The organism is Streptomyces sp. NPDC001515 (assembly GCF_053597115.1).
Window position 1 is genome coordinate 28,974 of the sequence record NZ_JBSFHN010000024.1, and the last position, 19,206, is coordinate 48,179.

Sequence of the window (19,206 nt, forward strand, 5' to 3'; positions counted from 1 at the left end):
CGGTTATGCCGCCAGTAGCTACTGGCTGGATCGTGGGGCGGTGGGCAGGGCTTCCGGGGGAACTGTGAAAAGCTGTTACCCACGGGTACCCAAAGCATCCGGCGCGACGTACTCTCGCCCTCATGACGGACTCGCAGGCCACCGCGCCCACCCCCGCCGCCGGCACCAACCCGGTGGCCGCCGCGCCCGCCGGGGTGCGGACGGCCGCCGACGTCGTGACGCCCGATGTGGTCGCCCGGCTGACCCGTGGCGTCGTCGGCTCCGGCCGCACCGCCAACCACACGCCGTTCACCGGCGAGAAGCTGGCCGACCTGCCCGAGTCCACCCCGGAGGACGTGAGCGAGGCCTTCGACCGGGCGCGCGCCGCCCGGCCCGCCTGGGCCGCCACACCGGTCCGGGGCCGGGCCGCCGTGCTGCTGCGCTTCCACGACCTCGTCCTCGCCCGCCAGTCCGAGGTCCTCGACCTCATCCAGCTGGAGACCGGCAAGGCCCGGCTGCACGCCCACGAGGAGGTGCAGGCCGTCGCCGTCGCCGCCCGTCACTACGGGCGCCGCGCGTCCGCGTATCTGAAGCCGAAGCGCCACACCGGCGTCGTCCCGACGCTCACCAAGGTCACCGAACTGCGCCAGCCGCGCGGTGTCGTCGGCCAGATCGCGCCGTGGAACTACCCGCTGGAGCTGTCCGTCGGGGACGCGCTGCCCGCGTTCGTCTCGGGCAACGCCGTGGTGATGAAGCCGGACACGGAGACCGCGCTGACCGCGCTGTGGGCCCGTGACCTGCTGATCGAGGCCGGGCTGCCCGCCGAGGTCTTCCAGGTGGTGCTGGGCGAGGGGCCCGTCGTCGGCCCCGAGGTCGTCAAGCACGCCGACTACGTCTCCTTCACCGGCTCCACCCGCACCGGCCGCGAGGTCGCCCAGGGCGCCGCCGCCCGGCTCGTCGGCGTCTCCCTGGAGCTCGGCGGCAAGAACGCCATGCTGGTCCTCGCCGACGCCGATGTGGAGAAGGCCGCCGCCGGGGCCGTGCGCGCCTGCTTCTCCTCCGCCGGCCAGCTCTGCATCTCCATCGAGCGGCTGTACGTCCACGAGTCGGTCGCGGACGACTTCGTGGCGCGCTTCGCCGCCCGGACGAAGGCGATGCGCCTCGGCAACTCCCTCGCCTACGGGGCCGACATGGGCTCCCTCGTCGGGGAGCGCCAGCTGGAGACCGTCAGCCGGCACGTCGCGGAGGCCGTCGAGAAGGGCGCCACGCTCGTCGCCGGCGGCGTCGCCCGCCCCGACATCGGCCCGCTGTTCTACGAGCCGACGATCCTGGAGGGCGTCGAGGCCCCCATGGCCGTCTGCGGCGAGGAGACCTTCGGCCCCGTCGTCTCCGTCTACCGCTTCCGCGACGAGGACGAGGTCGTCGCGCTGGCCAACGCCACCCCGTACGGCCTCAACTCCAGTGTCTGGACCAAGGACGGCCGGCGCGGCCACCGGGTCGCCGCCCGGCTACGCACCGGCACGGTCAACATCAACGAGGGGTACGCGCCCGCGTACGGCAGCGTGCAGTCCCCGATGGGCGGCATGAAGGACTCCGGCCTCGGCCGTCGCCACGGCTCCGAGGGCATCCTGAAGTACACCGAGGCCCAGACGGTCGCCCAGCAGCGGCTGATGCCGCTCGCCCCGTCGTTCGGGATGGACGACGCGAAGTACGCCGCGTTCATGAGCCGCAGCCTGAAGGCCATGAAGGCCCTTCGTCTGCGCTGACCGTGTGCGTTTCCTGATCGCTTGAGCGTTTCGGCGCTTTCGGACTTTCGATTGATCGGTTGATCGATCGATTGATCGTTTGCGCGGAGTCCCGCACCACCCCGCACCACCTGTCGCTTTCGTACGGAGGAGTGCCATGTCCCAGGACAGCCCTGCCCGGAATCGGGCCGCAGCGGCCGGTGCGGCCGATGACGAGGGATACGACTACGACGTGCTCGTCGTCGGTTCGGGCTTCGGCGGCGCGGTGTCGGCGCTGCGGCTGAGCGAGAAGGGCTACCGGGTCGGCGTCCTGGAGGCGGGCCGCCGCTTCACCCCGGGCACCCTGCCGAAGAACTCCTGGGACCTGAAGAACTACCTCTGGGCGCCCGCGCTCGGACTGTTCGGCATCCAGCGCGTGCATCTGCTCGGCAAGGTGATGGTGCTGGCCGGGGCCGGGGTGGGCGGCGGTTCGCTCAACTACGCCAACACGCTGTACGTGCCGCCCGCGCCGTTCTTCCAGGACCGGCAGTGGGCCCACATCACCGACTGGCAGGACGAGCTGAAGCCGTACTACGACCAGGCCCGGCGGATGCTCGGGGTCCGGCTCAACCCGACGACGACCCCGTCCGACGTCCATCTGAAGGCGGTCGCCCAGGCCATGGGCGTGGGGGACACCTTCCACCTCGCCCCCGTCGGCGTCTTCTTCGGCGACGGGAAGGACGCCGACGGCACGGCGAAGGCGCGACCGGGCGGCACGGTCGCCGATCCGTACTTCGGCGGTGTCGGCCCGGCCCGCAAGGCGTGCACCGAGTGCGGTGAGTGCATGACCGGTTGCCGGCACGGAGCGAAGAACACGCTCAACGAGAACTATCTCCACCTCGCGGAGAAGGCCGGTGCGGTCATCCACCCGATGACCTCCGTCGTCGCGGTCACCGACGACCCCGAGGGCGGCTACCTCGTCTCCACCGTGCCCACCGACCGCCGCAGGAAGGCGCGGCCCACCCGGCTGCGCGCGCGCAAGGTGGTCGTGGCGGCGGGCACGTACGGCACGCAGACCCTGCTGCACACCATGAAGGACCGTGGACTGCTGCCCCGGCTCTCCGCCCGGCTCGGCGATCTCACCCGGACCAACTCCGAGGGTCTCGTCGGCGCGCAGACGTCCGATCGCCGCTACCGCAAGAAGCACGGAACGAAAGCCGACTTCACCCGGGGCGTCGCGATCACCTCGTCCATCCACCCCGACGAGAACACGCACATCGAACCGGTCCGCTACGGCAGGGGATCCAACGCGATGGGCGGACTGACCATCCTCCAGGTGCCCTACAGCACCCACCGCGTGCTGGCCTGGTTCGGCAACCTCGCCAAGCACCCGACGCTCGCCGTGCGTTCGCTCTCCAACCGGAAGTGGTCGGAACGCACCATCATCGGGCTCGTCATGCAGTCGCTCGACAACTCGCTGACCGCGTACCGCAAGCCGCGCGGCATCGGAAAGGGGCTGCTCACCGCCCGCCAGGGCCACGGGGCCCCGAACCCGACGCAGATCGCCGAGGCGACGCGGAGCGCCTCGCTGCTCGCCGAGGAGATCAACGGCTTCCCCGGGTCCAACATCGGTGAGCTGATGGGCACCCCGCTCACCGCGCACTTCCTCGGCGGCTGCCCGATCGGCGCGAACGCCGAGGAGGGGGTGATCGATCCGTACCACCGGCTGTTCGGCCACCCGGGCATCTCGGTCGTGGACGGTTCGGCGGTCTCCGCCAATCTGGGCGTCAACCCCTCGCTGACGATCACGGCCCAGGCCGAGCGGGCGATGTCCTTCTGGCCCAACAAGGGCGAGCCCGATCCGCGCCCGGAACAGGGCGAGGCGTACACCCGGCTGAAGGCGGTCGCGCCGCAGGCCCCCGCCGTTCCCGAGGACGCCTTCGGCGCGCTGCGGCTGCCGTTCCTCGGTATGCCCGCGGTGCCGCCGAAGAAGGTCTGAGCCGTCCCGGAGCGCAGGATCCCGGACAGCAGAAGGGGCTGCACCCCCCTCCGAGTGCAGCCCCTCACGCTCAACCGGTGGTCCCGTGAGACGGGTGTGACCGGTGGTTCCGCATGCATGACCTGTCGGGCCCCTCAATGGTTGTCCCCGAGTTCACAGAATCCTTATGTGACGCCGATCACGTTCCCTGTCCCGGTGGGAGCGCTCCGGCGTGCCCAATCCGTGACCTGGACCCGCGCAACTGTTCGTACGGCCCCGGGGTCGAACGTGTCGCTGCCACGGCAGCCACACCGTTCCCATCGACCCCAGAAGGTCACGCGATGAGAAGCACGACTGCCCCCGCACCGGCACTGGACGCCCTGCGCCGTGCGGGGTGCGGTCTCGCCGCCGCCGGACTGCTGGTGGCGGGGGTGCTCGCCCTGGGAACCCCTGCCTACTCCGCCACCCCCGTGCCGGCCCCCGCCGCACCCGCCCTCGCCGGACCCGTCGTGACGGCCGTCCACCCGTATCCCGCCCAGGGCGCCCCACGCCCCGCGCGTGTCGAGACGCGCGTCGAGGTCCCGGAACGGGCGGACGGCGGCTCGGACGGCGCCTACACCGTGACCTTCGACCTCGGCGGCCTCGCGGGCGTCGCGAACGTCGCTTTCGAAGCGGACACGACTTTCGAAGCGGACGCGACTTTCGAAAGGGGCGCCGCTTTCGAAGCGGACGGTGCTTTCGCAACAGACGTCGCCGCTTTCGAAACAAGCGCGACTTTCGAAAGGGACGCCGTTCTCGAAAGGAACGAAGGCCCCGTCCGGTGCGCCGTCACCGGCACCCGGGCCGTCTGCCACGGCACCCGACTGCGGCCCGGGAGCACCCCCCTGCCCGCCCTCCTCGTCACCGCCGCCCGGGGCAGCGCCAACGGCGCGTCCGCCACCGTCCGGATCACCGGCGAGGCGCGGGGCCTCGCCTTCACCCCGTTCACCACCCGGATCACGGTGGGCGGATCCGACCTCGTGATGAAGGAGCTCCCCCTCCAGCGCCACCTCACCCCCGGCGAGACCCAGCCCGTCGCGCTCACCTTCGCCAACACGGGGAGCCGCGCCGCCCACGGCGTGCTGCTCACCCTCGGGTACACGCGCGGGATCGCCTTCACCGAGCGGTATGAGAACTGCGTCTACACCGAGGACGCGGCGGACCGGGGCTTTCCCGTCGAGACCACCGCCGTCTGCGCGGTCGAGGGCGACTTCGAGGCCGGCGCCACCTACACGCTCGCCGAACCCCTGACGCTGCGCGCGACCGCGCACGCCTACCGGGACACCTTCCGCTACGGCGTCGAGGAGGGCGGCCCCGGGGCCACCGCCGCGCCGGCCACGACCGCCCGCGCCGTCCCGGGCGCACGCGGGAACGTCCTCGCCCTCGCCGCCCTGCCCGCCCCCCGCTCCGCCGACCTCACCCCCGGCGACAACCAGCGCGAGACCGACTTCACCACCACGAACACCGCCGACCTCGTCGCCTACGGGGACCTCGCGGAGGCCGGCGCGGGCGGCACCGTCGAGACGGAGATCGGCGTACGCAACCGGGGCCCGGCCTGGATCGGGAACATCGCGACGGAGCGGCCCGTCGCCGAGATCGACTTCACGCTCCCCGAGGGCGCCGAGGCCGTCCGCCACCCCGCCGCCTGCCGGCGCGACACGGCCGCCGACGCCCCCCGCTATGTGTGCGCGGCCCCGTCCGCCGTACGGGAGGACGGAGTCGTCGCCCTGCCGTTCACCCTGCGGATCACCGACGCCGTAGCCGCGGGGGCCACCGGCACGGTCGCGGTGCACGCCACGGGAACGCCGGACATGCCGCCGCCCTTCGATCCGGACCCGGCGAACAACACGGCGACCGTCGTCCTCGACGCCCTCGGCGCCGGTGCGCCCGGCGGTCCCGGAGGGGGCACGGACGGTTCCGGGACCACCGGTCCCGCCCCCACCGCCTCCTCCGGAACGGGCGGCCCGGCACCCGCCGCGAGCACCTCCGCACCCACCGCGACCCCCGGCCCCCGGCCCGCGGCCGGCACCGGCCGGCTCGCCGCCACCGGTACGGACCCGCGCCCGGCCGCGCTCCTGGCCGGGGCGGCCCTGTCGGCGGGCGGGGCGCTGTACGCGGCGGCGCGGGCGGCACGGCGAAAGGCAGGCCCCAGGCGTCCCTGGAGCCTGCCTTCCTGAAGTGACCGGGCTGCTGTCCCCTGCCGACCGGTCACACACGCCGGTGCGCGGTCCCACGGCGTGCCCGAAGCACGCCACACGCTCCGGCGGAGCCACGCGTGGTGTCGAAACGACGCCGCCCCTGGCTGGCACGGACACCGGGACCAACGAAGCCGCGCGGGCCCCGGTCACGCGCCGTACGGGTGAGAATCCGCCCGAACACCGGTCCGGGGGCGGTTCAGACGCGGCCCCGGCACAGCTCCAGCAGGGTCATCGCCAGCGGGGTGCCGGGCTTGCCCAGCGCCTCGCGGTACCGGCCGAGGACCTCCATCTCGCGCGAGAGGTTGACCCGGCGGCCGCCGGAGGTGATCCGGGCCTCCTGGATGACCGTGGAGACGGCCATCCGTTCCTGGATGAGACCGATGATCCGGTCGTCCAGGGTGTCGATGCGCTCGCGCGCGTCCCCGATCAGGGCCGCGGCCTCGTCGGTGTGCGCGCCGGTCCGCTCGGCGGCGGACACGGGGGTGGCGGTGGTGGTGCTGCTCATGGCGGGTCTCCCGGTGGGGTGCGGCCCCCGGGTCCGACGGGCCCGGAACGCCAGAACGCCCCGGGCCTGTCGGCCCGGGGCGCCTGGAACGTTGCTTGTCAGTTGCTCAAGCAGCACGACCATGGCAGCCGGCGGGCCGGATGCCATAGGTAAAGACGAAGGTCGTGTGCTGACGCATGGGGACAGTATGGACCCGGGCCCGCCCCGGAGCGGAGCCGGGCCCGGATGGTGAGACAGGCGCGGCGGCGGGGGGGACGGGCCCGGCGCCGCGCGGCCCGTCCCCCCGCCCCCGGCCTCGTCCCCAGCGCGCGGCCCTCGGCGCCGCGCGGCCCGACCGTGCCCGCCGCTCCCCGCGCGGGCCGTCCCCGCCCGCCGCTTCCCCGGGCCGCCCGGGGATCTCCGGCCGCCGGTCCCCGCGCGACGAGGGACGCCCGCGGCCGCCGGTAGAATCGGAAGAACCGACCCCCTCTCCACCGCCGGAAGGCCGCCCCGTGCCAGCAGCACCCCCCGCCGCCCCCGACACCGCCACCGACGTGGTCCTCGTTGTCGACTTCGGCGCCCAGTACGCCCAGCTCATCGCCCGACGGGTCCGCGAGGCCCGGGTCTACAGCGAGATCGTGCCGTCCACGATGCCGGTGGCCGAGATGCTGGCCAAGAATCCCCGGGCGATCATCCTCTCCGGCGGGCCCTCGTCCGTGTACGCGGAGGGCGCGCCCTCGCTCGACCGGGCGCTGTTCGAGGCCGGGGTCCCGGTCTTCGGCATGTGCTACGGCTTCCAGCTGATGGCCACCACGCTCGGCGGCACCGTCGACGACAACGGCGCCCGCGAGTACGGCCGCACCCCGCTGACCGTGTCCAAGGCCGGCTCCACCCTCTTCGAGGGCACCCCGACCGAGCAGTCGGTGTGGATGTCGCACGGCGACGCCTGCTCCGCGGCCCCCGAGGGCTTCACCGTCACCGCGTCCACGGACGTCGTCCCGGTCGCCGCCTTCGAGAACGACGAGAAGAAGCTCTACGGCGTCCAGTACCACCCCGAGGTCATGCACTCCACGCACGGCCAGCAGGTCCTGGAGCACTTCCTCTACCGGGGGGCCGGCATCGAGCCGACCTGGACGACGACCAACGTCGTCGAGGAGCAGGTCGCCGCGATCCGCGCCCAGGTCGGCGACAAGCGCGCCATCTGCGGCCTGTCCGGCGGCGTCGACTCCGCCGTCGCCGCGGCCCTCGTCCAGAAGGCCATCGGCTCCCAGCTCACCTGCGTCTACGTCGACCACGGCCTGATGCGCAAGGGCGAGACCGAGCAGGTCGAGAAGGACTTCGTCGCCGCCACGGGCGCCAACCTGAAGGTCGTCGACGCCAGCGAGCGCTTCCTGAACGCGCTGGCCGGCGTCTCCGACCCGGAGACCAAGCGCAAGATCATCGGCCGGGAGTTCATCCGGGTCTTCGAGCAGGCGCAGCTGGAGATCCTCCAGGAGGAGGGTCCCGAGGTCGCCTTCCTCGTCCAGGGCACGCTCTACCCGGACATCGTGGAGTCCGGCGGCGGCACCGGCACGGCCAACATCAAGTCCCACCACAACGTGGGCGGCCTCCCCGACGACATCGAGTTCGAGCTCGTCGAGCCGCTGCGCCAGCTGTTCAAGGACGAGGTCCGCATGGTCGGCCAGGAGCTGGGCCTGCCGGAGGAGATCGTCCAGCGCCAGCCGTTCCCCGGCCCCGGCCTCGGCATCCGCATCGTCGGCGAGGTCACCAAGGAGCGCCTCGACCTGCTCCGCGAGGCCGACGCGATCGCCCGCGAGGAACTGACCGCCGCCGGTCTGGACCGCGACATCTGGCAGTGCCCGGTCGTCCTGCTCGCGGACGTCCGCAGCGTCGGCGTCCAGGGCGACGGCCGCACCTACGGCCACCCGATCGTGCTGCGCCCGGTCTCCTCCGAGGACGCCATGACGGCCGACTGGTCGCGTCTGCCGTACGAGACGCTGGCCCGGATCTCCACCCGCATCACCAACGAGGTCGCCGACGTGAACCGCGTGGTGCTCGACGTCACGAGCAAGCCGCCGGGGACCATCGAGTGGGAGTAGCCCTCCCCGAGGCCCCGCCGATGCCGCCGTCCGTACCCACGGGCGGCGGCATCGCCGCTCCCAGGGCACGCTCGCTCCCGAATCCCTCGGGGATACCTCTGGCGACCTGCGGCGACCGGCGGTAGCTTCCGGTCCCGTACGTCTGATCCCGTACGCCCGGGAGCCCCGAGGAGCCGTCATGCCCGAGCCCGTACCCGTACCCCTGGACCAGCTCCACTTCGCGATGCCGCCCGTGCACGCCGGCCCGGACGAGGAGCGGGCGCACCGCAAGGAGCGCCTGGCCGGGGCGCTGCGCCTGTTCGGGGAGCACGGATTCGAGGACGGGGTGTCCGGGCACATCACGGCGCGGGACCCCGAGTTCACCGACTGCTACTGGGTCAATCCCTTCGGCGTCCCCTTCGAGGGGCTGCGGCCCGAGGAGCTGATCCTGGTCAACGGCGACGGCCAGGTCGTCGAGGGCCGCCACCACGTCAACCAGGCCGCCTTCGCCGTCCACGCCCAGATCCACCGGGCCCGGCCGGACGTCGTCGCCGTCGCGCACACCCACTCGGTGCACGGCCGGGCGCTGGCCGCGCTCGGGGAGCTGATCGAGCCGATCACCCAGGAGTCCTGCGCGTTCTACGAGGACCACGCCCTCTACGACGCGTACACCGGGGTCGTCGTGGACGAGGAGGAGGGCCGTCGGATCGCCGCCGCGCTGGGCCCCCGCAAGGCGGTCGTGCTGCGCAACCACGGGCTGCTGACCGTGGGCGACTCGGTGGACGCGGCGGCCTGGTGGTTCCTCACGATGGAGCGGTCCTGCCAGGTCCAGCTGGCCGCGCGGGCCGCCGGGAAACCCGTGCTGATCGAGCACCGGGACGCGGTCGCCACCCGGGAGCAGCTGGGCAGCGATCTGGTGGCGTGGATCAACTACCAGCCGCTGTGGAGCCGTATCGCCCGAACATTCTGACGAACCCGCCCCTCCGGTGTGCCCCGATGCGGTGGACGCCCCCGTCGTACGGCACAATTCGCAGCAATCACAGCCGAGTTGGGGTGGGCCTGCGGCTGGACCGGGTGGGAAAGGGCGGCGTTCTCCGTGGCGTTGGACGAGGCGGGGCAGAGCACGCACGGCGGGGGTTGCACGTGCGGCGACTGCCCGCACGGAGCACGTCAGGGGCACCGGCGCGCGGTCGCCGCGTTCCTGGCCCGGCGGGACCAGCTCGCCGCGGGCCAGGGACTTCCGGCCGGGGTCGCCCAGTCCCCTTCGGCGACCCGGCAGTGGGTCTCGGACGAACTGACCCAGTCCGCGCGGGCCGTCGCGGACCGGGGGCGCGAGGCCGGGGACGCCTGGCTGTACCGGGTCTGGCAGCGGACCCTGATCACCGTCTGGGGCGCCGTGGCCGTGCTGGCCGTCGCGGAGTCGGCCACCGCCATCGGCGCCGGCTGGACGCACGCCAGGACCGCCGGGCTGATCGCCTCACTCGTCACGGCCGCGCTCCTGACCGCCGCCGCCCATGTCCACCGGGCCCGCGGCGGCCTCCTCGCCCCGCTGATCGGTGAGGACAACCGGCTCTCCACCTCCCGCACGGTCGCCGCCTGCTGGGTGCTCCTCGCCGTCTTCGCGGTCCTCGTCCTCGCCCTCCAGCTGGCCGCCGCCTCCGGGCCCGCCCGGCGCGACGCGCTGATCGAGGGACTGGACCTGGCGCGCGGCGCCGGGGTGGTGAGCGTGCTCGCCCTGGTCTGCGCGATCGCGGTCGTCGTCCGCCGGGTCGTCGCCGTCCGGGTGCTGTCGGGCCGGCTCCAGAAGGTCCGGGCCGACCGGCCGCGCGCGGCCGATCTGCTCACGGACGACGCCGGGCGCGGCAGCTTCACCGATGTGACCTACGTGCTGGTGTCCGCCGTCGCCGTGGTCTTCGCCGCGGTCCGGCTGGCCCGGCGGCCCGAGCAACTGCCCGATCTGCCGTGGGGCCTCGCCCTGCTGGTGGCGGTCTCGGCGGCGGCCTACTTCGCCGGGAAGTACACCGAGGGCGGCCGGCCGGTCGTGCTGTCCGTCGTCCGGTCCCGGGAGGCCGGCGATCTGGACGCCCCGGTCCGCACCGGCGACGACATCGAGATCCGGGGCGCGGGCTTCGTGCCGCCCGGCGCCGGGACGCCCGACCGGCTGGCCCGCCTCGTCGTCCGCATCGGCACCGTCCACGTCCACGTCCCGCTCGTCCCGGTCCCCGGCGGCTTCGCCAACCCGACCGACACCGTGCTCACCGTGCCCGTGCCCGTGGAGGTGGAACCCGGCACCGTCGAGGTGCAGGTGGTCACCGCCTCCGGCGCCGAGTCCAACCGCGTCGCGATCGACGTCACCGACTGACCCCGCACCGCCCCGACCGCACACCTGGTGCGACGCGCGCCAGGGACGTACATAAGGTCGAGTGACGGATCGAACGGTCCGGCGAGGGTCGAACGGCCCCGTGGCGGGACCGCGCGGTCCCGCCGACGGGCCGAGGAAAGGCGGAGAACCATGCACGGGTACGTCACGAACGGGCGCGTTCCGGGCGAGGCCAAGGGGCTCGGCGAACTGGCACGGGAGAACGCCGTGCTGCCCCTGCGGCTCTTCCTCGGCATCACCTTCCTCTACGCGGCGATCGACAAGCTCACCGACAGCGCCTTCTTCCACGCGTCCGGCGCCGGATCGATCGGCGCGCAGATGACGGCCGTACGGGACTCCGCCGCGATCCCCGGCCTCGTCGACCTGGCCCTCAAGGCCCCGGCCGGCTTCGGCTACGCCATCGCCCTCGGCGAACTGGCCGTCGGCATCGGCGCCCTGCTCGGCCTGTGGACCCGGATCGCGGCCCTCGGCGGGGCGCTGATCTCGCTCAGCCTGTGGCTGACGGTCAGCTGGCAGGTCTCGCCCTACTACCTGGGCAACGACCTGGTCTACCTCATGGCCTGGCTGCCGCTGCTGCTCGGCGGGGCGCCCACGCTCTCCGTCGACGCCTTCCTCGCCACCCGCCGGCGGCGGATGCGGTAGCCGATCCACGTCACCAGCACGGCCGCCCACAGACCGCCGCAGAACAGCCCCACGAAGAACTGCGGCGGGGCGTTCCACTCCCCGGCCGCGTCGGCCCCGTACCCGCCGGCCAGGGTCAGCATGACCAGTCCCGCCACGGCCCGTCCGGGCCGGATCTCATGACGCGGCACGCCTGACCTCCACCTGTCCGTACCCGACTTCCAGATCCAGGGCGACGGTGCCGCCCGGCCGGCTCCCCGCCGCGGGCGGCAGGGTCCGGCGCTCGTCCAGCGAGGCCGTGACGTCCACGTCCGCCGCGGTCTTCCCGTCCATCACCACGAGGACGCCCGCGTCGCTACGGGCCCGTACCGTCACGGTGGCGTCCTGCGGGACGTGCACCAGTACCCGGCCGGCCCTCGCCTCCACCCGGGTCCGTACGGTGTCGCCCTTCGGCACCACCACCCGGGCCAGGTCCAGTTCGGCCTGGCCGGTGCCGACCGCGTACCGGGGCCGCACCTCCGCCGCCGTCGCCGGACGCCACTCCTCGGTCACCCAGTGCGTGGTGATGTCCTTGGGCAGGGTGGACGCGCCCGCCAGCAGCCCCGCCGTGATCATCGCCAGCAGCAGCGTGCCGAAGCCGGTCCGCCCCACGAACGCGGTGACCACCATCGCCAGCCCGAAGACCGCCAGCGCCGAGGCCAGCCCGATCTCCAGGCTCGTCCCCAGCGGCTGGGACGCCCAGCTGAGCCAGACGCCGAGGCCGCCCGCCACGACCGCCGTCAGGAACACCGGGAAACCGGCGGACCACGGCCGGCCGGCCCCCCGCGACCTCGGCGGCGGACGGAACGGCGCGTACGTCGTCGAGCCGGACGCCCCGCCGTCGGCCGCCGTGTCCGCCGGGCCCCACAGATAGCCGGCCGCCACCGGTCCCGTCGTCCCGTCCTTGACGATCGGATCGCGCCACCAGGACGGGGCGGACGGCGTGGGCGGCGCCTTCACCTCGGGCGGCGCGTCCACCACCGCCCGCTCGGCGGCCGGGCCCGCCCCCTCCTGCGCGTCGGTGGACCTGCGCTGCCGCGACCAGACGGTGAAACCGACCACCGCGACCGTGAGCATCGCGGAGAACGCCAGCGTCCCGCTGTTGCCGAGCATCGACAGGAACAGCCCGCAGCCGATCAGCGCGCACAGCACCGCGATCAGCGAGGCCCCCTCCACCCGGCCCGACAGCAGCCGGCGCGCCTCGTTCTCCTCCTCGTCCTCCAGCGGGATCAGCAGCCAGGCGAAACCGTAGAAGACCAGGCCGAGCCCACCGGTCACGGAGAGCACACCGAGCACGATCCGGAAGATCACCGGATCGACGTTGCAGTAACGGCCCAGCCCGCCGCACACCCCGGCCACCACCTTCTGCCGCGCGCTGCGGTACAGGCGCGGCGGGGGAGCGGACGGCGGCACGACGCCGGACGGCGCAGCCTGAGGAGTGGTCATGGCTCCATCCTGACGGCCCCCGCCGCCGTCCGGCACCCGCCCCGACCCTGGCCGGTCCCTGATATTGCCCCGGCCGGTCCTCAGGGGCGGGCCGGAGCCGCGATCGCGGTCCCGGGGGCTGTCCTCAGGGTCGAACTGGGGGCACACCCTGATGCCACCACCCGCACGGACGTGTGACGATCGGGGCATGCCAGCCGCCACGACCCGAGCCGCAAGCTCCCACGCGCCCGATCAGGAGGAGCCGCCGCCGCGCAAGCTGTACCGCAGCGCCGACGGACGGCTCCTCGGCGGGGTCGCGCGCGGACTCGCCGGACACCTCGGGCTGCCGGTCGCCTGGGTGCGGTTCGTCTTCGTCGGGCTGTTCTTCGCGGACGGACTGGGCGCCCTGCTGTACGCGGTGTTCTGGATCGTGGTGCCGCTCGGCGTCGGCGGGGTGGAGGGGCCCCGGTCCCTCTTCGAGACCGCGCCCGACGGCACCCGCCGGCTCCGCAAACCCGACAAGGGCCAGGTCTTCGCCCTCGTCGCGCTCTTCATCGGCGCGCTCGTCTTCGTCGGCAACGTCGACATGGGCAGCAAGGCCGACCGCTACATCTGGCCGACCCTGCTGATCGGCGCGGGCTCCGTCCTGGTCTGGCGGCAGGCCGACAACGCCCGCCGGGCCCGCTGGATGGAGGTCGGCGGCCGCCGCAGCGTCCTGCACCTGGCGCGCGGACTGGCCGGTGTGGCCCTGGTCGGCCTCGGCCTGACCGGCTTCATCGTCGTCCGCGGCTCCGCCGCCCAGCTCGGCAACGTCATGACGGCCGCCATCGCCGTCCTCGCCGGGATCGCCCTGCTGGCCGGCCCCTACCTGGTGCGCATGACCCAGGACCTCTCCGAGGAACGCCTGATGCGCATCAGGGCCCAGGAGCGCGCCGAGGTCGCCGCCCACGTCCACGACTCCGTGCTGCACACCCTCACCCTGATCCAGCGCAACGCCGACGACGCCGGCGAGGTCCGCCGGCTGGCCCGCTCCCAGGAGCGCGAACTGCGCAACTGGCTCTACAACCCCGAGGGCACCGGCAAGGACGAGGGCGACGAACCCGAGACCCTGGCCGAGGCCGTCAAACGCGCCGCCGCCGAGGTCGAGGACAAGCACGGCGTCCCCCTGGAGGTCGTCGTCGTCGGCGACTGCCCCCTCGACGAGAAGCTGGCCGCGCAGATGCAGGCCGCGCGCGAGGCGATGGTGAACGCCGCCAAGTACGGTGGCGAGGGCGGGGCCGTCCAGGTGTACGCGGAGGTCGAGGGCCGCACGGTCTTCGTCTCGGTCCGCGACCGGGGCCCGGGATTCGACCTGGACTCCGTACCGGGGGACAGAATGGGCGTACGAGAGTCGATCATCGGCCGGATGCAGCGCAACGGCGGCACCGCACGGCTGCGTTCGGTGCCCGGCGGGGGCACGGAAGTCGAGCTGGAGATGGAGAGGACGAGCGATGAACGGGACCACTGAGGCGACCACGGGCGGCGAGGGCCCGGAGCGCCGGGTACGAGTCGTGCTCGTCGACGACCACCGGATGTTCCGCACCGGGGTCCAGGCCGAGATCGGCCGCACCGAGGAGACCGGCGTCGAGGTCGTCGGGGAGGCCGCCGACGTCGACCAGGCGGTCACCGTCATCACGGCGACCCGCCCCGAGGTCGTCCTCCTCGACGTCCACCTCCCCGGCGGCGGCGGCGTCGAGGTGCTGCGCCGCTGCGCCCCGTTCATGGGTGCGGTGGAGAACCCGGTGCGCTTCCTGGCGCTGTCCGTCTCGGACGCCGCCGAGGACGTCATCGGCGTCATCCGGGGCGGCGCGCGCGGCTACGTCACCAAGACCATCACCGGCGCCGACCTGATCGACTCGGTCTTCCGGGTCCAGGACGGCGACGCGGTGTTCTCGCCCCGGCTGGCCGGCTTCGTCCTCGACGCCTTCGCCTCCACGGACGCGCCCCCGGTCGACGAGGACCTGGACCGGCTGACCCAGCGCGAGCGCGAGGTCCTGCGGCTGATCGCCCGGGGGTACGCGTACAAGGAGATCGCCAAGCAGCTGTTCATCTCGGTGAAGACCGTCGAGTCGCACGTCTCGGCGGTGCTGCGCAAGCTCCAGCTCTCCAACCGCCACGAGCTGACCCGCTGGGCGACGGCCCGCCGGCTGGTCTGATCCCGGCCCTCAGTCGGTGTCCGGGTCCGCCGGGTCGAGCGAGATGTTCAGCTTCTCGCCGATCCGGCGGTAGCCGATGGACGCGTAGATCCGCTCCACATCCGCGTCGCCCGGCTCCAGCCACACCACCCGGCAGCCCCGTGCGAAGGCGGTCCGGGTCAGATGCGCGGAGAGCGCGGCCCCGATGCCCCGGCGGCGGAACTCCGCGGCGACCGCCAGGCCCGCCAGCTCGCTGAGTCCGTCGACGGGCACCGAGCAGCCCCCGGCGCCGGCCGGGACGCCGCCGACCGTGGCGAGCGCGGCGACCCCGCCCCCGGCCACCGCGTCGCGCAGCCACGCGGCGGTGCCCTCCTCGGGCTCGCCCTCGCCGCCGTAGCCCAGGTGCTGGACGAGCGCGGCGGCGGCGAACTCGGCCCCGGTGGCCGGTTCCGTGACGGCCAGCTCCGCGACCGGCTTCGGGTCCACCAGCTCACCGGGGGCACAGGCGAGGATCGGGGCGCGGTTCTCGACGGTGAACCCGGCGGCCAGCAGCGCCGGTTCGACGGCGGGCGCCGAACCGGGCAGGAACTCCAGCCGGGGCATCCGGTCCCGCTCCCGGAAGGCCGCGACGAGCGCGTCGAGATCGCCGGGCGTCGGCTCGGCGCCCTGGTCGGGGATGGCGTAGTTGGCGTACTTCAGCGACCACTTCGGGTTGTGGCGGATCACGAACGGCCCGACCCGGACATGGTCCGGGGAGCGCAGCGTGAGGGTGCGGGCATGGTGCTGGACGTCGGCGTCCATCGGCATGTGCGGGTGTCCTTCGGGCCGTCGGGGCGGACCGGCCGGTCACGGCCGGGGCCGGGAGCCTACGCCACCCGGGTGGCCCCCGCGAAGGGCATCTGGTCGATGGGCGCGATGCGGACGGGGGCGCCGGGGCGCGGGGCGTGGATCATCCGCCCGTTGCCGATGTACAGCCCGACATGGCTGATGCCCGAGTAGAAGAACACCAGGTCCCCCGGGGCGAGTTCGGAGCGCGACACCCGCCGGCCGGCGTTGATCTGGGTGTACGTGGTGCGGGGCAGCGAGACACCGGCGGCGCGCCAGGCGGCCTGGGTGAGCCCGGAGCAGTCGAACGAGGACGGGCCGGTGGCGCCCCAGACGTAGGGCTTGCCCAGGGCGGTGTAGGCGAAGGCGACGGCCTGGGCGGCGCGGGTGCCCGGGGCGGCGGTCAGACCGCGCGGGGCGCCGCGTCCGGCGTGGGCCTCGCCCCGGCCGCCCTCCGAGGCGTCGAAGGCGGCGCGCTCGGCCGGGCTCAGCCGGTCCAGGAGGCGCCGGGCCTCGGCGAGCTTGGCGCGGACGGTGGCCTTGTGCTCCTTGAGGGCGGCCCGGCGGGCGGCCAGTTCGCGCAGCTGCCCGGCGGCCTCGGCGCGGACCTGGGCGAGGTCGGTGACCTGGCGCCGCACGGTGCGCAGTTCGGTGGCGCGGCGTTCGCCGGCCCGCTCGACGTACGCGGCGCGGCGGAGGTACTGGTCCGGGTCGGAGGAGAGGGCGAGCTGGACGGCGGGGTCGATGCCGGAGGAACGGTACTGCGCGGCGGCGTAGGCGCCGAGGGCCTGGCGTGCCGTGTTGAGGCGCTCGGTGCGGCGGGCGGCCTCGTCGCGCAGGTCGTCCACCGCGCGGGCGGTGGCGGCGGCCTTCTCCTTCGCGCCGTTGTACTGCTCGGTGGCGGTCTCCGCCTCCCGGTAGAGCCGGTCGACCCGGGCCTTCACCTGGGCGGTGGTGGGGGCGGGATCGGCGTGCGCCGGTCCCGGCAACGCGGCGGCCGTCGCGGCTCCGGCGAGGGCCAGTGTCGCGGCGGTGCGGGCAGCAGTGCCGGAGTGCGGGCGCTGCTTGGTCTTGCGGTGCGCTGCCACGAGGGCGGGCGTCCTTCCTTGCGACTGCCCGCCGGGGCCTACCGGCGGGCCCGCCCGGTCCGGCGGGGGACCGCGCACAGGGGGTGCGGTCCGCCGCGGGACCCGGCGGGGCGACCGCCCGGCACACCGCCCCGCACGGGGGCCGGTGGTGGGGGGTCACCTGGGACGGGACGCTAAACCCGGGGCACGGGCAGGAGTTGTAATGACCACTATTGTCTGAATTTGGCGTTGCGCTGTTCTCGGATGACCGGAAAAACCCCGCCAGAGTCAGGCAATTCGCGCATCAACCGGTCAAGCGGTCAGAGAGACCCACCTCGCCGCCGGGTGCTGCTATGTGCGGAGCTAGGCTGCGGAGCCATGCGCGTACTCATCGATGTCTTCGTCGCCCTGCACATCATCGGCATCGCCTCCCTGCTGGGCGGATTCCTCACCCAGATGAAGGCCATGGGGGCCGGGACGGCACGGTTCGTCCCGGCGATGCTGCACGGTGCGCTGACCATGCTCGTCACCGGGATCGCCCTCGTCGGGCTCGACCAGGCCGACGACCACCCGGTGAACAACGTGAAGATCGGCATCAAGCTGCTGATCCTGGTCGTGATCCTCGGGATCGTGTACGTCAAGCGCGACGAGGAGAAGGTCGACAAGGGCCTCTTCGCCGCCGTCGGCGGACTGACCGTCGTCAACATCTTCATCGCCACGCTCTGGAACTGAGCGCACGGACGACGAGGGGCCGGCCCGGTGACGGGCCGGCCCCTCGTCGTGTCCGGACGGGGTCTCCCCGGTCAGGCCGGGCGCACGCTCCCGTAGATCGGCATGTAGTAGATCGACTCCTCGCGCACGTTCGCCCCGGGCTTCGGCGCGTGGATCATCATGCCGTCGCCCTTGTAGATGCCGACGTGGCTGATGTCGTCGTAGAAGAAGACCAGGTCGCCGGGGCGCAGATCGGCCGTGGCGACCCGGGTGCCGATGTTCACCTGGTCCCAGGTGGTCCGCGGGATGTCCACCCCCGCGGCCTTCCAGGCGGCCTGGGTGAGCCCCGAGCAGTCGTACGAGGCGGGGCCGGTCGCCCCCCATACGTACGGCTTGCCGATCTGGGCCTCGGCGAACGCCATCACCTTGTCGGCCTTCGTCGTGGCACCGCTGTCCGAGCCGGTGCCCGTATCGGTACCGCTGCCCGCGTCCGTACCGCCGCCGCCCTGCTTGGCGGCCTCGGCGGCCTCCTCGGCCTTGCGGTCGGCCTCGGCCTTCGCGGCGGCCTGCTTCTTCGCCAGCTCCGCTGCCTTGCGCCGGGCCTCGGCCTCCTTCTTCCGCTCCAGCTCGGCCAGCCGCGCCTTCTCCTCGGCGGTCAGCTTCGAGAGCAGCGTCCGGGCCTCGGCCAGCTTCGTCTGGACGGCCTGCTTGCTGGTCCGCAGCGTCGCCTGCGACTCGGTGAGCGTCTCCAGGCTCTTCACGGCCTCGGCCCGCTGCTTGGACGCCTTCGCCTGCTGCGTACGGAAGTCCGCGACCGCCGTGGTCTGGCGCTCGGTCATCCGGTCCATGAGGTGGGTCTGGTCGAAGAACGACTGCGGGTCGTCGGCCAGGAAGAACGTGGCGGTCGGCGCGAGGGCGCCGCCCCGGTACTGGGCGGCGGCATAGGTGCCGAGCGTCCTGCGGGCCTCGTTCAGCTTCCCGGTCCGCTCGGCGACGTCGTCCAGGAGCCTGTCCACCGCGGCCTTCTGGGCGGTGGTCGCCTCCTTCGCCCGGTTGTACTGCTGGGTCGCGGTCCCCGCCTGCCGGTAGAGGTCGTCGACCTTCTTCTGGACGTCCTCGATGCTGGGCTTGGGGGCCGGCGCGGCCAGCGCGCTCTGCGAGGACAACAGGGTCACGGACGCGAGAGCGGCGGTCGTGATCCCCACGGCGGGGCCGGTGGTGCGCACCCGGGTGCGCGGTTTGCGATGCGACGCCAAGGTCTGCATCTCCTTCCGTGGACCGCCTACCGGGTTAGCTGTCGGGTTCGGGCGGAACGGAAGGCTGCCCTACGGTCCGGGTGGGGGGTCGCGGACCGATTCACCCCGGTGCTTCGTGTGGGTCCCCGGCTCCGGGCGCCTCGTGCGCGCAGCCCGGATTCGGCGTGGCCGCCCGCTCGGCGTGGATCGCCTCTGGGGGTACGGGCCGCCCGACGGAGCACGCTAGCC

At 73.4% G+C, this 19,206-nt stretch carries 15 protein-coding genes and 1 riboswitch; of the genes, 10 read left to right on the forward strand and 5 right to left on the reverse strand.

Annotated features, from left to right (window positions below):
- The first annotated feature begins 122 nt into the window (after window positions 1-122).
- The 3 genes from ACWCXC_RS24540 to ACWCXC_RS24550 all read left to right on the forward strand — a co-directional run bounded on the left by ACWCXC_RS24540 (window position 123) and on the right by ACWCXC_RS24550 (window position 5,897).
- Window positions 123-1,745, forward strand: coding sequence for a succinic semialdehyde dehydrogenase (locus ACWCXC_RS24540; protein WP_450890541.1), 1,623 nt, complete (start codon window positions 123-125; stop codon window positions 1,743-1,745).
- Window positions 1,746-1,881: 136 nt separating this feature from the next.
- Window positions 1,882-3,702, forward strand: a complete 1,821-nt coding sequence (locus ACWCXC_RS24545; protein ID WP_450890542.1) for a GMC oxidoreductase — start codon at window positions 1,882-1,884, stop codon at window positions 3,700-3,702.
- A 320-nt stretch (window positions 3,703-4,022) separates the two neighbouring features.
- On the forward strand, window positions 4,023-5,897 hold the full coding sequence (locus ACWCXC_RS24550) for a peptidase (protein WP_450890543.1): 1,875 nt from the start codon (window positions 4,023-4,025) through the stop codon (window positions 5,895-5,897).
- 217 nt (window positions 5,898-6,114) lie between these two features.
- On the opposite strand, the gene ACWCXC_RS24555 is transcribed toward ACWCXC_RS24550, so the two are convergent.
- Complete coding sequence (locus ACWCXC_RS24555; RefSeq protein ID WP_450683884.1) at window positions 6,115-6,423, reverse strand: chorismate mutase; 309 nt, start codon at window positions 6,421-6,423, stop codon at window positions 6,115-6,117.
- Window positions 6,424-6,914: 491 nt separating this feature from the next.
- On the opposite strand from ACWCXC_RS24555, the gene guaA reads away from it, so the two are divergent.
- From guaA to ACWCXC_RS24575, 4 genes are all read left to right on the forward strand, one after another.
- Window positions 6,915-8,501 (forward strand): glutamine-hydrolyzing GMP synthase, encoded by a 1,587-nt coding sequence (guaA, locus tag ACWCXC_RS24560; protein ID WP_450682871.1) that lies wholly within the window; start codon window positions 6,915-6,917, stop codon window positions 8,499-8,501.
- Window positions 8,502-8,679: 178 nt separating this feature from the next.
- Window positions 8,680-9,450, forward strand: coding sequence for a class II aldolase/adducin family protein (locus ACWCXC_RS24565; RefSeq protein WP_450890544.1), 771 nt, complete (start codon window positions 8,680-8,682; stop codon window positions 9,448-9,450).
- Window positions 9,451-9,576: 126 nt separating this feature from the next.
- On the forward strand, window positions 9,577-10,842 hold the full coding sequence (locus ACWCXC_RS24570) for a hypothetical protein (protein ID WP_450682869.1): 1,266 nt from the start codon (window positions 9,577-9,579) through the stop codon (window positions 10,840-10,842).
- A gap of 150 nt (window positions 10,843-10,992) precedes the next feature.
- Window positions 10,993-11,502: a DoxX family protein gene (locus tag ACWCXC_RS24575; protein ID WP_450682868.1), complete on the forward strand. Its 510-nt coding sequence runs from the start codon at window positions 10,993-10,995 to the stop codon at window positions 11,500-11,502.
- Between the two features lie 156 nt (window positions 11,503-11,658).
- On the opposite strand, the gene ACWCXC_RS24580 is transcribed toward ACWCXC_RS24575, so the two are convergent.
- Window positions 11,659-12,966 (reverse strand): PspC domain-containing protein, encoded by a 1,308-nt coding sequence (locus ACWCXC_RS24580; RefSeq protein ID WP_450682866.1) that lies wholly within the window; start codon window positions 12,964-12,966, stop codon window positions 11,659-11,661.
- 187 nt (window positions 12,967-13,153) lie between these two features.
- On the opposite strand from ACWCXC_RS24580, the gene ACWCXC_RS24585 reads away from it, so the two are divergent.
- Window positions 13,154-14,452: a PspC domain-containing protein gene (locus tag ACWCXC_RS24585; protein WP_450890545.1), complete on the forward strand. Its 1,299-nt coding sequence runs from the start codon at window positions 13,154-13,156 to the stop codon at window positions 14,450-14,452.
- Window positions 14,436-15,140, forward strand: a complete 705-nt coding sequence (locus ACWCXC_RS24590) for a LuxR C-terminal-related transcriptional regulator (RefSeq protein WP_450682864.1) — start codon at window positions 14,436-14,438, stop codon at window positions 15,138-15,140. Before ACWCXC_RS24585 ends, ACWCXC_RS24590 begins: the two co-directional genes overlap by 17 nt.
- Window positions 15,141-15,149: 9 nt before the next feature.
- Here the strand turns inward: ACWCXC_RS24590 and ACWCXC_RS24595 are convergent, their stop codons facing one another.
- Entirely contained in the window at window positions 15,150-15,926 is a 777-nt protein-coding gene (locus ACWCXC_RS24595; RefSeq protein ID WP_450682863.1) for a GNAT family N-acetyltransferase, read from the reverse strand.
- 59 nt (window positions 15,927-15,985) lie between these two features.
- Entirely contained in the window at window positions 15,986-17,032 is a 1,047-nt protein-coding gene (locus tag ACWCXC_RS24600; protein WP_450890546.1) for an NlpC/P60 family protein, read from the reverse strand.
- 357 nt (window positions 17,033-17,389) lie between these two features.
- Here ACWCXC_RS24600 and ACWCXC_RS24605 point away from each other — a divergent pair, with 357 nt between their 5' ends.
- Window positions 17,390-17,743, forward strand: coding sequence for a hypothetical protein (locus tag ACWCXC_RS24605; RefSeq protein WP_450682861.1), 354 nt, complete (start codon window positions 17,390-17,392; stop codon window positions 17,741-17,743).
- Window positions 17,744-17,814: 71 nt separating this feature from the next.
- Here the strand turns inward: ACWCXC_RS24605 and ACWCXC_RS24610 are convergent, their stop codons facing one another.
- A complete protein-coding gene (locus ACWCXC_RS24610) occupies window positions 17,815-18,987 on the reverse strand; it encodes an NlpC/P60 family protein (protein WP_450890547.1) in 1,173 nt (390 codons plus the stop codon).
- Window positions 18,986-19,153, reverse strand: a riboswitch (cyclic di-AMP (ydaO/yuaA leader). It overlaps the preceding gene by 2 nt.
- Window positions 19,154-19,206: the final 53 nt, after the last annotated feature.

What these genes read in the sequence shown, in the direction of transcription:
- ACWCXC_RS24605 (WP_450682861.1), top strand. Translation starts at nt 17,390, where the DNA reads ATGCGCGTACTCATCGATGTCTTCGTCGCCCTGCACATCATCGGCATC.
- ACWCXC_RS24555 (WP_450683884.1), bottom strand. Translation starts at nt 6,423, where the DNA reads ATGAGCAGCACCACCACCGCCACCCCCGTGTCCGCCGCCGAGCGGACC.
- ACWCXC_RS24565 (WP_450890544.1), top strand. Translation starts at nt 8,680, where the DNA reads ATGCCCGAGCCCGTACCCGTACCCCTGGACCAGCTCCACTTCGCGATG.
- ACWCXC_RS24575 (WP_450682868.1), top strand. Translation starts at nt 10,993, where the DNA reads ATGCACGGGTACGTCACGAACGGGCGCGTTCCGGGCGAGGCCAAGGGG.
- ACWCXC_RS24580 (WP_450682866.1), bottom strand. Translation starts at nt 12,966, where the DNA reads ATGACCACTCCTCAGGCTGCGCCGTCCGGCGTCGTGCCGCCGTCCGCT.
- ACWCXC_RS24585 (WP_450890545.1), top strand. Translation starts at nt 13,154, where the DNA reads ATGCCAGCCGCCACGACCCGAGCCGCAAGCTCCCACGCGCCCGATCAG.
- ACWCXC_RS24545 (WP_450890542.1), top strand. Translation starts at nt 1,882, where the DNA reads ATGTCCCAGGACAGCCCTGCCCGGAATCGGGCCGCAGCGGCCGGTGCG.
- ACWCXC_RS24610 (WP_450890547.1), bottom strand. Translation starts at nt 18,987, where the DNA reads ATGCAGACCTTGGCGTCGCATCGCAAACCGCGCACCCGGGTGCGCACC.
- ACWCXC_RS24540 (WP_450890541.1), top strand. Translation starts at nt 123, where the DNA reads ATGACGGACTCGCAGGCCACCGCGCCCACCCCCGCCGCCGGCACCAAC.
- ACWCXC_RS24590 (WP_450682864.1), top strand. Translation starts at nt 14,436, where the DNA reads ATGAACGGGACCACTGAGGCGACCACGGGCGGCGAGGGCCCGGAGCGC.
- ACWCXC_RS24595 (WP_450682863.1), bottom strand. Translation starts at nt 15,926, where the DNA reads ATGCCGATGGACGCCGACGTCCAGCACCATGCCCGCACCCTCACGCTG.
- ACWCXC_RS24550 (WP_450890543.1), top strand. Translation starts at nt 4,023, where the DNA reads ATGAGAAGCACGACTGCCCCCGCACCGGCACTGGACGCCCTGCGCCGT.